This window comes from Bradyrhizobium sp. CSA207 (assembly GCF_029051685.1).
Classification (GTDB): domain Bacteria; phylum Pseudomonadota; class Alphaproteobacteria; order Rhizobiales; family Xanthobacteraceae; genus Bradyrhizobium.
Window position 1 is genome coordinate 1 of sequence record NZ_JAACFT010000050.1, and the last position, 12,591, is coordinate 12,591.

Below are 12,591 nucleotides of genomic sequence, written 5' to 3' on the forward strand. Positions count from 1 at the left end.
GCCAGCTCCGGCACCGTCGCTACCTCGCGCAGGGCCTCCAGGGCAATCTTGGCTTTGAACGCGGCATCGAACTTCTTGCGTGACTTCGTCATATCCGTGCTCCATCGGTTGAGACAGAGCAGGACGCCTCACACCTTAACTTTTGGTCCTATTTCCGGGGTCCACTTCACTCACCTCCTTCTCTAGGAGCGGCTCGCAATCGATGTCCTCGTTCTGAAAACGGCGTAGCGGCAGATACGATGATGCCAACACGTCCTCGAGAATGCGGTCGCCATCGATACTGCCCGCGGAAGATCCGGTTGTTCTTGGCCACTGTGCTGTTCGCTGCTCAGCCAGCCTGATCTCGTTCCTGAGCGCCTCAACGTTCGCTCCGGCCAGTGATGTGGCAAGTTCGGCGCGCCCTCGGATGAACGATGGGGCCGGGCACCGTTCGCTTTCCTGGATAGCACACGCTCCCAGATTGCCTTTCGTCATGATCGAGGGCGATCCAACTTCGGAATCTGTCAAAGCGGTAGCTGAATCAGACGTTTGGTGGATTGGCCGAAGGTCACTTAGCTGCTGCTCAAAGTTCGCTTGGTCCGCGGACGGGGGTGCTGGTGACCTGGTTTGTCCGCTCAGGTCGTCCGGCTGTTCCGGCGCCCGTTGATGCTGCCGCAGGAGACCGTAAGCTTGAACGGTGTCTTCTGCAGTGTTCGGTGTATCGATATTCATTGCGTTCCCCGCGAGCATAGGTGCATCGGCCCTATTTTGTAAGGAGGCGGCTTTCGAGAAGCTGACGAGTCAGACAAGGAATGCCACTGACGCCCAAACTTTTTCGATCGCTTCCCGCTCAGCTGCCATCACTGCGGAGTAGAGCGCCCCACGAACCTTGCATCGGCGGCGCGGATCCACCCTCCGCCACGAAGCGGACGACTCGTAGCCTGCAATAGCACCACTACAGGCTGTCAGAGCCGTGGGGCTATAGGGCTCTCTCCTTTCCAGTCGCGCTCGCCGTCGTGGCTCGCTGCGGCGGCTGCGGCCCAGGCACCCTCAAGATCTATCGAGTTCAGCCGCAGGACACCAACAGCGACTTCGCCGTTCTAGACAACTTTGAACTATCGACCTCTAAAGTCGCCGTCAGGTGCCACGTCAGGTCAACGATCATTGCGGATTCGATAGTTGTGGGAAGATCTGCCTGGCTGTCACACGTTGGAAAGGCCGCGCCCAAGCGGTGCTCGGCCCTGGTCCCGTTGAGTATCGTGGCTTGGATCCAGATTGGCGTGGTTGCTACAATCGTGGCTGGTATCAAAGAGTTGCTATGGGAGCGTGCAACTCCAGATGGGCCGCGAGAAAGACGGCGGTTTTGAAGGCAACCAGACGGCTGTTGGAACGAGCGGCGCAGTTAGCCATGCTCTCTGATGGGAGGGCAGGGTCTCGTAGCGATGCCGATCGGCGGTTCCTCCCATTCATTTTGAGGCGCGAGCGATTGTTAGGCCCGCATTCTCCAGCGCATCCAAAACCCTATCAGCAATCGCCCGCGGATCGCGCTGGTCCTCTATTCTTACGTTACAGGCTAACGTAGCAGCGATAATCGCGCGCGCCGTTTTGCGCTGGAGGCAATCGTACTCGGCATACTCACCGCAAGTATTGCAGGTAATCACTGGTCGGCCAGTCCAGGGATCGTGCATTGCGATCTCACACCAGTTTTCTGTGTAACATTTCGGACACAGCATAGATCGAGATTTCCTTGTGGTCTCAGCTCGCGCGCTACATGGTCGCCAATTGAACGACTGCTTGATACCAAAGCCGCAGAAGCCATCGATACTCCGGAGGTCGTGTTGCGCGTCCCGAAAAACGCGATCGAGGCGGGCACGGAAGCAATCCAGGCACTCGAAGGGGCGCTCCGGCGTGAGCGACCAGTTGCCGCATCTGTGCCGACAATGCCTTCGATGGCGCCGCCTCGGTGCCCTTCTGGAACCGGCGCTGAACGGAGCACGGCGAGCATCTGCACCTCGATATCCCGCGGCGGTTCAATGTCCGTTCGACATAGAGCCGGCCGTCCCACGGACCGCGCTCTCACTACGCGTCCCGACAATGACGTCCTCCAGAGTATCGAGATCGCACACAATCCATGGCCTTCCTCTGCCGCCGTCCCGCCGAAGATCTCGCGAGCACGGGCGCTCCGATAGCCCGCCCGCTGTACGAAAAGCGTTTCCGGATCAGTCGCCTTAATGGCTGAAAGTACCATCGAAAATCCGTTCCGCTGAACGAAGTTGCGAGCCGATCTCTCCGCCTATCACGACCGCCTCGCTCATAAAGTGTGCTGCCGTTGGTTGCTGCACTTGCTCACGTGATCCCGCATCGAGTTGTCGTCCTTTGGAGCAGACGCGATCTTGGCAACAAGAGCGGTGCCGTGTTCTTTTTGCAAGACGACGGATGACATCATGTTCGTCATCCGTCACGCAGCGCACTCCAATTGCCGATAGCCGCAGCGGCTCGACGACAGATCGCCACTTCGGGCCACTCTGGTCAACGCATTTCCCATATGCGAACTCCTGCTCGGTGAAACGAGCAGTCTCGGTAAAGCGGCAGGCGTCGCAGCAGCATGAACAACAGCTATCGCGTAGCGCTGATTGTTGAGCGTCGGGGACGCATACATATTCTTCTTTCGGCTCACGAGGCTATTTTTTCAGTTCGTACATCCGCGATCTGTCATTCCTTCCTGTCAACCGGTTCCAGGCCGGAATTGTTAAATCGTCAAAAGCTTCCAAGACCACCTTGCGTGCAATCGAAATGATGCCCTGCTCGCTCAGGGTCGCCAAGACGGCCATAGGATGACCGCCTTGGACATGCGACCTGCTCGATGGGCCGATCATTGGGCCGCGAATGAAGCGGGCATGGATAGGAGGATGGGTATCGAACACTATGCCAACGTGCATGCCTACAGCTGCCCCGTTTCGGCGGGAGCAACCCATTTGCAGGTTCGTGGTAGGTGGATCACGACCACCTAAGTTGGGGTATGGCCTCCCACTTCCTTTCCACTCTGAGGAGCAACGCGCTGATCTCCGGACGGCGACCTCCGCCGCGAGCAATATCTCAAATCGGGCAATCGCCACGCGGCGATGCTGTTCCGATCTTAGCATCCGGTACTCCTGCACTCCCGGTTTCATCGCGAGATCTTGCAATGATTCGCCGAGGCTGCCTCACTGAGGCGTTTGGGGGCACCGCGGGCGTTCTGCAATCTGAGCTCGAAAGCTGTTGTACGGCCAGGCACGGTCGCCAGCTGCACGGAGACCTTACAATCTGACGCTACGTCCGATTCAAGCCCTTATGTCGAGAGTCGCGCATTTGGCGCGGGATCTGACGAGATCCACCAGTGAACCCAACCTCCACTATCATTTTGCGTTGGCGTGGTGTTTCCAAGCGGGCGTTCTCAACCGAGAAGACGGCAGTGAAGCTTACTCGACGCGCTTGGGCTTATTGCGAGTGGCTTGTCGCATCTCAGACATTGACAGAGCGGGCGGCAGATGACGGCAAATGAGGTGCTTTTGCGAAGGCCAGCCTACGGGATCTTACGTAGGTCATGTGTCGCATTTTCTTGATCTAAAAATTGCATCGTCTTTTGCATGAAGCAGAAGAAGCCATTCTCCGACGCCAAACATTGGCGAGGCCGTGCGGAAGCGACGCGAGTAACAGCGGAGTCGCTCGAGGACGACACATCCAGATGCAGGCTCCTCAAGGTCGCTGAGGAGTATGATAAGCTGGCTCGCCTCGCGGAGGAGCGGCAAAGAAATGAGGTTGACGGGCAGTTCTGATCGCCGCCGGAGCGAACGGTTGCATCGAAGGTCAAGGCGTTGTGATCGCAGCGCGGAAGCCTCTCCGTTGGACGGCTCTAGGGCTGAACTGCGAAACGCCCTCATACGGTAACGCCAATGAGCGAGGCTGCTGAATGAGTGCGGTCCGCGCGTCCGAGCCTCTGGCCGTGAATCAATTGTGAGTCAGGGGGGTCGGCCACATAGATGACGCATTGACGGGGTCTCAGGCGGCAAGCCGGCTAACCGCTGGACATGAGAAAGAATGAGATGAAAGCCCACCGTCAGATGGTCGCAAGAGCGAAATTACAAGCCTCTCGCTCGACGAACTGGCGAAGCATTGGCGTCGCTTTGCATCATCAGCCGAAGCCGGGGACGTATCTTGCGGTGACAAAGTAGCCGGTTCGCCGGATCATGCCACGCGAATTGGCTTCCGCCGCCATTTTGGCTGCGAGGCGTTTCAGTCGAATTCTGGCATCTTGCACCAAACACGGGTTAGCTCAACGCCATAACGTTGCGGACTTGTTAAGGCCGAGGCGAGCAGAAGCTCCTGCCGGCATGGGTTGCGTAGCCAAACCATCGTAGATGTCTGCGCGGATCGTCTGCATCAGGCAAGTTCGCAACGAAGTCACTCATGACGAGAAAATCCAACTGAAAAGCATAGTCGAAAGACCAACCACAACAGAACTCTTCGGCGGGCGATTCCGGACTGAACCGATGGTTATTCATCGAGATAGGTTCCGTGCAGATGATCAGGAGTATTTGGGACTGCCTATGCCGGGGTCGCAGCCGCTCGATGTATGAGTCGGACGACACGAGTGGTGCGGGAGTCAACTCTATCGGTCGAAACAAGGAGAACCGCGTGAGGAAGCAAATTGTAGAAAGACTCGAGGCGGGGCGCGTACGCGATGGCCGATTCGCCACCGCACCGGGATCTGGTCCGGTCTCTTCTACGTGCAGGGGCCTTGTGGCTGTCAGCTCAAGATCATCGGCTTCGTCCGTCCGGGATGGGAGCATGTCTCTGTGTCGACGCCACGGCGTTCTCCAAACTGGGACGAAATGTGCCTCGTCAAAGATCTGTTTTGGGATCAGGAGGAATGCGTGATGCAGCTGCATCCTCCTCGTTCGCAGTATGTGAACAATAGTCGCTATTGCCTGCATCTCTGGAGGCCGACACGTCAGGTCATTCCGTTGCCTCCGGCAGCCTTCGTGGGCATCCTCGGGCTCGGGCCGTCTGAAGCGGCAATTCTGTTTGCGCAGATGAGTGCGGTGTCATAACTGATCTCGCCGCGTCGGTGTTAAGTCGAGCGGCGGCAAAGTACTCTGCTGTTCCCGCAGATCATCTTCGAGAGTCCAGACGGATTTCCGCACCACAGCCATGGGCGATGAGCACACCGTCGATGGAGCTTAGGTGACCTAATGATGCACAGGCCCGCCAAGAGCGTGCGGGCCACCACTCTGCGCCCCAGAGCCCAACCGGCTGCGCTTTTGAAGGCGACGGGAGGCAACGCTCGCAGAGGCGGCTCGTCCGGACCACCAGTGATTGTGCGGAATGTGAGGCGCATAACCACACCAGCGCGGAATCGGCCGGGTGACGAATTAGAGCAGATTCGTCGGTCCGTTATACGTGTGGCGCGGCCAAACCACATCGGTATCAGGAAAGGATCCTGTGGGGCGCAACCACCGTACGCATTGGGTAGTTGCCTGAGTGAGGCGCGTCGAGGAATGTTGTTACCTGTGCCGCGATGCTGCGAGGAAATCCTGCATGAGAGGCGGTTAACTAGCCTGATATGAGCGCCATCCCGGCGCAACTCGGCGATAATTCTCGTTTGATACCAGGCAAGAGTGTTGCTTTGCGGAGCTACGCACGACGGTATCGTCTGTATGATCGAGCGAAAGCCTTGGGGGTACTGTGGAAGGCGAAGGCAATAGCGGCCACAACGGCGCGCCGGTCCGCCGCGACTGGGAACGTGCCGAGGCGGAAGGGGTTTACGCGCTGCCATTTGCTGACCTCCTATTTCAGGCCCACACCGTTCATCGCGGCAATTTCGACCCAAATCACGTCGAAACCGCAAGCCTGCTCAGCATCAAGACCGGCGGTTGTCCTGAAGATTGCGCCTACTGTGCACAGAGCGTGCATTACGACACTGGCCTGAAGGCAACTCGCTTGATGGATCGCGCTGATGTGGTCGCCGCCGCGCAGCGCGCCAAGGCCGCCGGGGCGACTCGCTTCTGCATGGCCGCGGCCTGGCGCAGTCCAAAGGACCGCGACCTCGATCAGGTCTGCGACATGATTGCCGCCATTAAACGTGTTGGCATGGAGACGTGCGTAACGCTCGGCATGCTCACGCCAAAGCAAGCCGCACGGCTCGCCGACGCCGGCCTCGACTTCTACAATCACAACGTGGACACTTCGCCGGAGTTCTACCGCAGCATCATCACTACCCGGACCTTGCAGGATCGCATCGAAACTCTTACACGCGTGCGCGAGGTGGGCATCAAAGTCTGCTGCGGCGGCATTATTGGTATGGGTGAGCACGTCGAGGACCGTCTCGGCATGCTGGTACTGCTCGCCAATCTTCCCAACCATCCGGAAAGCATACCGATCAACCTCTGGAACGAGGTGAATGGCGTGCCGGTGAAGGTCACGGCGGACCGTCCCGATCCGATTGCCCTGGTGCGCCTGGTGGCGACCGCGCGGATCATGATGCCCAAGAGCGTCGTACGGTTGGCCGCAGGGCGCCAGTACATGACTGATGAACTCCAAGCGCTATGCTTCTTTGCGGGTGCGAATTCCATCTTTGTCGGCGATGTGTTGCTGACTACCAAAAACCCACAACTTGACCGTGACGCAAGTTTGCTCGCCCGGCTCGGCATTACGTTTGGACTCGCTTAGGTTATCAGAACAATAGAGGTGCTGCGCGCAAGCGATCAGCGTAGGTGAGAAATGCAGATTGTCTTGATGAGGGGAACGATTCATTGCGCCTCGGTAACTGAATCCGACCTGCACTATGAAGGCTCGATCTCGATTGATCGCGCGCTCCTGGACGCGGCCGGTATCCTGATCAACGAACGCGTCGAACTCTACAATCTCGAGACGGGGGCACGCTTTGCAACGTTTGTGACAGAAGCGCCACAGGGATCCGGCACCGTAGACGTGAACGGTGCGGCGGCGCGATTGGCGATGCCCGGAGATAAGATAAGTATCGTCGCATACGCGTCATTTGACGAGGAGGATGCAAGAATCTTCAGGCCGCACATTGTGCTGGTTGATCGAGAAAATCGCATCCTGCCGGTTTGAATCCAAGCAGCCAACGCGGGAAGACCCCGCTCTTCACCGCCCGTTGGCGTTTTGCGCATCCACCGTTGCTCAGCGAGTGAAGAATGAGTTCCATCGTTGCCGCTAAATTCGCCAGCTATATGGCAGGCTTGGCTGCGCTTAAAGAAGACGACCGCCTGCGCAGTCTCAGGCCGCGCACCGGGGCCGACTTTTCATCAAACGATTATCTGGCCCTGGCGAGCGCGCCGCGCATGAAAAAGGCCATCGTGACAGCGCTCGAAGCCGGTACTCCGATCGGAGCCGGCGGATCACGGCTTCTGCGCGGCAACTGCGAGGAGCACGAATGCCTCGAAGCAGAGGCGGCGCGGTTCTTCGGGGCGCAGACCGCGCTTTTCTTCGGCGGTGGTTATGTCGCAAATTTTGCGGTGCTGACAACGTTGCCGCAACGGCACGACCTGGTCGTCCTTGATTCCCTGGTTCACGCCAGTATTCACGAAGGCGCGCGAGCTGGCCGAGCCGCGTTTCGAATTAGCGCCCATAACGACCCCCAGGCTATCGAAGGCGCAATTCGCGACTGGCGGACCGCGGGCGGAGCGGGGCAGGTCTGGATCGTAGTCGAGAGCCTCTACAGCATGGATGGCGATTTCGCGCCGCTTGAAGATTTGCTCGCGATCGCGGACCGGCACGATGCGTTCTTGGTTGTGGACGAGGCTCATGCCACCGGCGTTTACGGCGAGCAGGGACGAGGGCTCACTGCGCCCTATGAAGGACGCGAAAATCTCCTCGTTGTTCATACCTGCGGCAAGGCGCTGGGAGCTGCCGGCGCGCTTGTCACCGCCTCTGGCGTGCTGCGCGACTTCATAGTCAATCGCTGTCGCCCGTTTATTTTCGCGACTGCCCCTTCGCCGTTAATGGCGGTGGCCGTACGGGAGGCTCTGTTGATCCTGCAGGAGGAGCCGGAGCGCCAACAGCGGCTGGCGAAGCTTGTCGCGTTCACGCTTCGGGAGATGGTTGCGCGAGGCGAGAGAAGTCCTTCGAACTCGCAGATCCTGCCCTATATCGTTGGCGAGAATGCCCGCGCCATGAGCCTAGCCTCGGCGCTACAGGCTCGCGGATTTGACATCCGAGGAATCAGACCGCCAACGGTGCCGGCCGGCACGGCCCGTTTACGAATTTCACTGACGCTCAATGTCGGAGAGGATGAGGTGCGTGCGATGCTCGATGCGCTCGCTGAGGAGACGAGGGGCGGGTTTCGATGAGTCAGCGGATCGTGGTGACCGGCACAGATACAGGGATCGGCAAAACTGTCTTTTCGGCAGGCCTTGCTCAGCTTCTCGGCGCGAATTATTGGAAACCAATTCAGGCCGGTCTTGAAGATGAGACCGATAGCCAGCTGGTCGCTCGACTGGGCGGTCTCTCGGCCGATCGGATCGTTCCGGAGCGTTACCGCCTTAGAACGCCCGCTTCCCCGCATCATTCCGCCGAAATAGACGCAATTCGCATCGATCCCGATTCGCTGGTTGTGCCGGATACCGGGGAACGACCGCTCGTCATCGAAGGCGCCGGCGGACTGATGGTGCCACTGAGTTCTAGCGCACTCTACATCGACGTCTTCGAGCGGTGGCGGTTTCCCGTCGTGCTTTGCGCACGCACGCTACTCGGGACCATCAATCACTCCCTGCTATCGATAGAGGCCTTGCGAAAGCGCCAGATCGACATTCTTGGGATCGCATTCATCGGGGAAAGAAATTCTGAAACTGAGAGCGCAATTTGTGACATCACGCGGGTACGTTGGTTAGGACGGCTGCCCTGGATTTCTCCGCTGACGCCAGACAGCCTACAGGCTGTCTTCAAAGGCTCGTTTATCCCCGGCGATTTCGAGCCATGATGCCAAACAAGAGGTGGCCAATTTGGCATCCATTCACGCAGCATGCTCTTGACAACGAGATGACCAAGGTTGTGCGTGGCGACGGTGCTTATCTCTACACTGCGGATGATCATCGAATCATAGATGCAATCTCATCCTGGTGGGTCGTCACTCACGGCCATTGCCATCCGCAGATCGTGAGCGCGATTCAGGAACAGGCCGGCAAGCTGAACCAAATCATTTTCGCCGGCTACACGCATGATCCGGCTGAGGAGGTCGCTCAGCTCCTTTTGAAACTCGCACCCCGAGGCGTCGACCATGTGTTTTACTCGGATAGTGGCTCAGCCAGCGTAGAGGTCGCCTTGAAGATGGCACTCGGCTATTGGCACAATATAGGCGAACAGCGAACACGCATCGTTGTCATGCAGCACTCCTATCACGGCGACACGTTCGGCGCGATGTCAGTTGGTGCCCGCGGTGTCTTCAATGCGGCGTACAGACCCCTCCTGTTCGACGTGACCTCAATCCCGTTCCCTGCGAGCGGTCGTGAGCAGGCAACGCTTGATGCGCTTGAGTCAGCATGTCGGAACGAAAATCCCGCGGCCTTTATTGTCGAGCCTCTGGTGTTAGGGGCAGGCGGAATGCTGATGTACCCAGCTTGGGTGCTAAGAGAGATGAAGCGAATCTGCGAGGCATCCGACGTCCTGTTCATTGCCGATGAGGTCATGACGGGCTGGGGCCGCACCGGAACAATCTTCGCCTGTGAGCAGGCCAATGTCGTGCCAGATATAGCGTGCTATTCGAAGGGTCTCACGGGAGGGGCGCTGCCACTCGCCGTGACACTCTGCCGGGCAGAGATTTTCGATGCTCATTATTCAGAAGACCGTACGCGCACATTCTTTCACTCGAGTTCGTATACGGCAAATCCGGTCGCCTGTGCCGCCGCCAAGGCTAACCTGGATCTGTGGAAAGACCAGGAATGTCACCGGCGCATCGCCGCGGTCGCAACCATGCAAGAGCAGGCAATTGAAGCACTCCGCGCCAATCCGCGCTTTGCAAACGTTCGCCGTTGCGGCACAATCACAGCACTCGATCTGAAGACGAGAGATACCGGCTATCTCGCAGGCGTCGGACCGAAGCTTCACGCCTTCTTTAAAGGCCGCAATCTCTTGCTGCGCCCACTCGGTAATACGATTTACGTGATGCCGCCGTATTGCGTAACAGCAGGAGACCTGGGCGAAATATATGCAGGCATCTGTGACGCTGCCGATGCGCTGGCCTGAAGATGCGCGCGGGAGCGCAAGATCTAGGATTCTGAGCTGTCGTCCGCTTCCCGAACGACTTTGAGAGAGCCTTCCCATAGACTGCCTACGAAATGGACGATTGTTGCCTCGCATCCTGCAATGTGGGTGCCGCCGGCCGGGCGGCCGCGGGCTTCGCCGCCGGTCCACAGTGTCACGGTGCGTTCGGTTTCAATCCGATCGCGTCATCGCGATTGGGTACCCGTTCATCGGTGTGGATGCCTGCGCGAATTCGGCACAAGGTGATGAAGCTATGCGTCCATTGGTGGCGGCCTGTTGCTGAAGTTCCTCCGTCATTTCGACTAGAGGAGATTGCCTGGACGGCAGGTCTTATCAAGAGGCTACGGACGCGAAGATGGTGGACACGTCATCCGCATTCTGGAGTTTGCCGCAGCCGTGCGAGCGCTGGTGCATCTTTCCTATTTCCCTCGCCTGGATCCCGCTCGCTTCGGAATGTGCCTGCAGTCCGCCGAAACCGCGGCTTTGAGCGCCATAAGCCCATCAGCAGCGATACGAAATGGACATGCCGCCTTAAGTGGGCTTTGACACGTAGATCGGAGCCTCATAAGCACATCCACTGTCGCCGCTCGCGTGCATCGTCTCCAGGCCGCCGTTTTGACTCGCAGAATGTTTGGATGGTGAGTCCCAGAACCACCGCGCAGAGGAACATCTTGAAAGATTTTGTTTGCTGACCGCGCAATCATTGGAAACTTTGTGCTTTCCAACTTCTCAGTGACCCGCCTTTTCGGCCTTGCTATTGACAGATACCTTTTGCTCTTCCAAGGGAAAGGCCATTTCCAGAGACATGCGGGGCCGGGTCAGATCGAACATGAGCCACATTTCGCAGCTGTCAGTTGAACGCGTCACGATTCCAGTTCTGCAACGATGCAAGGAGGAAAGGCGCGCCATTGTCATGACCACGGCTTATGATGCGGTAACGGCACGTATCGCCGATCCTGTCGTCGACGTCATTCTTGTTGGCGATAGCGTCGGCAACGTATGCCTTGGGTTTGATGACACTTTACCGGTCAGCATGGCGATGATGAATCACCACCTGGAGGCGGTCGCGCGAACAAGGCCTCGCGCCATGCTCGTAGCTGACATGCCGTTTCTCAGCTTTCATCTCAGTCCCGACGACACGATACGCAACGCTGGAGGCTTCCTGCAGCGTGGCGCCGACGCCGTCAAGCTTGAGGGAGGGGGTAAGCGTGTCGAGATGATCCGAGCCTTGGTGAATTGCGAAATTCCCGTGATGGGCCATCTTGGTCTCACGCCACAAAGCGTCAACGCGATGGGTGGCTTCAAGGTACAAGGTCGGAACGCGGACGATGCCCTACGTCTGCTTGACGATGCGCACCAGCTACAGCAGGCCGGATGCTTTGCTCTTGTCCTCGAAGGCATCCCGGCTGAGCTCGCTGCCCGAGCGACTGAATCTCTCACCATACCAACGATCGGGATCGGAGCGGGTCCAAGTTGCTCAGGCCAAGTTCTAGTGTTCCACGACGTGTTGGGGCTCGCAGGAAGCCATTATCCCAAATTCGTCCGTGTCTACGTAGAGGGCCGTCAGCTGCTGCAGGAGGGCCTCTCGCGCTGGGCAGCTGATGTCCGTAGCGGAGCATTCCCTGCGCCGCAGGAGTCATATCGGATTCCGGACGGCTTGCGCGAGTCGCTCGTAAACTGGACTCCTTCCAAGTCAAGCTAGTGCAAGGTTCAACATGAAAACTAGCAAGTACGATCGGGGAACTGCGCGGCGCTCTTGCAGAGGAGCGCAAGTCGGATAGCGAGATAGCGAGGCGTGGCGCGACGATAGGATGCGCGGACGAGCGTCATCTAGCCCTGGCCGAAAGCGAGCTCGACGCACCCGTCGTGAGCGCCTTCCTCGACCCGCCCCAGTTGAGACCAAATGACGATCTTGGCAGATAGGCCCGTGACTTCCCAAACGATGCGAAGCCGTGCCGCGAAGTGGGTCGGTATCGTCTCTGCGCCAGATCCCAGGAGACTTGTCCGGCTTAATTTGAGACCTCGTCGAACCGACGAACTCGCCCAAGCCTCTGCACGCTTGCATTTTCGCGGCGTTGCGAAGTACGTGTGCAAGCTGTTTGAGATCGTGCCGCCCATTGTCGCATGCACCGGACAAAAGGGTTCAACAACGCGCGGTCGTGCGCCGCATGGTCGTGAATCTAAATCTTCCGATCGAGATCATCACCGTTTTGAGACGGTGAGAAGCCGACAGGCTCGCGATGAGCAATCGGACCGCCATCTCATCGAACAAGAACGGTTGGTTGCCGAGGGCCTTTTGCTTCGGGCAGCTGCGGGCCGAGACGGAGATTCGAACGACTGGGACGTCTCGGG

General features: G+C 58.4%; 7 protein-coding genes. 6 read left to right on the top strand and 1 reads right to left on the bottom strand.

The features are described from left to right. Window positions 1-2,660: 2,660 nt before the first annotated feature. Complete coding sequence (locus GWG65_RS36410; RefSeq protein ID WP_187436524.1) at window positions 2,661-2,810, bottom strand: hypothetical protein; 150 nt, start codon at window positions 2,808-2,810, stop codon at window positions 2,661-2,663. A 2,893-nt stretch (window positions 2,811-5,703) separates the two neighbouring features. Between GWG65_RS36410 and bioB the strand changes: the two genes are divergently transcribed. The 6 genes from bioB (at window position 5,704) to panB (ending at window position 11,941) form a co-directional block, all read left to right on the top strand. Further along, window positions 5,704-6,687: a biotin synthase BioB gene (gene bioB, locus GWG65_RS36415; RefSeq protein WP_275200261.1), complete on the top strand. Its 984-nt coding sequence runs from the start codon at window positions 5,704-5,706 to the stop codon at window positions 6,685-6,687. 51 nt (window positions 6,688-6,738) lie between these two features. After that, the gene (panD, locus tag GWG65_RS36420) at window positions 6,739-7,092 is read left to right on the top strand and encodes an aspartate 1-decarboxylase (RefSeq protein WP_275200262.1); all 354 of its coding nucleotides are present in this window, start codon (window positions 6,739-6,741) and stop codon (window positions 7,090-7,092) included. A gap of 83 nt (window positions 7,093-7,175) precedes the next feature. Then, a complete protein-coding gene (locus tag GWG65_RS36425; protein ID WP_275200263.1) occupies window positions 7,176-8,330 on the top strand; it encodes an 8-amino-7-oxononanoate synthase in 1,155 nt (384 codons plus the stop codon). After that, window positions 8,327-8,959 (top strand): dethiobiotin synthase, encoded by a 633-nt coding sequence (gene bioD / locus GWG65_RS36430; protein WP_275200264.1) that lies wholly within the window; start codon window positions 8,327-8,329, stop codon window positions 8,957-8,959. Before GWG65_RS36425 ends, bioD begins: the two co-directional genes overlap by 4 nt. Beyond that, the gene (locus tag GWG65_RS36435) at window positions 8,956-10,221 is read left to right on the top strand and encodes an adenosylmethionine--8-amino-7-oxononanoate transaminase (protein ID WP_275200265.1); all 1,266 of its coding nucleotides are present in this window, start codon (window positions 8,956-8,958) and stop codon (window positions 10,219-10,221) included. The genes bioD and GWG65_RS36435 overlap by 4 nt, the downstream gene beginning before the upstream one ends. 847 nt (window positions 10,222-11,068) lie before the next feature. Beyond that, entirely contained in the window at window positions 11,069-11,941 is an 873-nt protein-coding gene (panB, locus tag GWG65_RS36440; protein ID WP_275200266.1) for a 3-methyl-2-oxobutanoate hydroxymethyltransferase, read from the top strand. The last annotated feature ends 650 nt before the right edge of the window (window positions 11,942-12,591 follow it).

Excerpts from the sequence above, each read along its gene's own strand:
- GWG65_RS36410 (WP_187436524.1), bottom strand. The coding sequence starts at position 2,810 with ATGGCCGTCTTGGCGACCCTGAGCGAGCAGGGCATCATTTCGATTGCA.
- panB (WP_275200266.1), top strand. The coding sequence starts at position 11,069 with ATGAGCCACATTTCGCAGCTGTCAGTTGAACGCGTCACGATTCCAGTT.
- GWG65_RS36425 (WP_275200263.1), top strand. The coding sequence starts at position 7,176 with ATGAGTTCCATCGTTGCCGCTAAATTCGCCAGCTATATGGCAGGCTTG.
- GWG65_RS36435 (WP_275200265.1), top strand. The coding sequence starts at position 8,956 with ATGATGCCAAACAAGAGGTGGCCAATTTGGCATCCATTCACGCAGCAT.
- panD (WP_275200262.1), top strand. The coding sequence starts at position 6,739 with ATGCAGATTGTCTTGATGAGGGGAACGATTCATTGCGCCTCGGTAACT.
- bioD (WP_275200264.1), top strand. The coding sequence starts at position 8,327 with ATGAGTCAGCGGATCGTGGTGACCGGCACAGATACAGGGATCGGCAAA.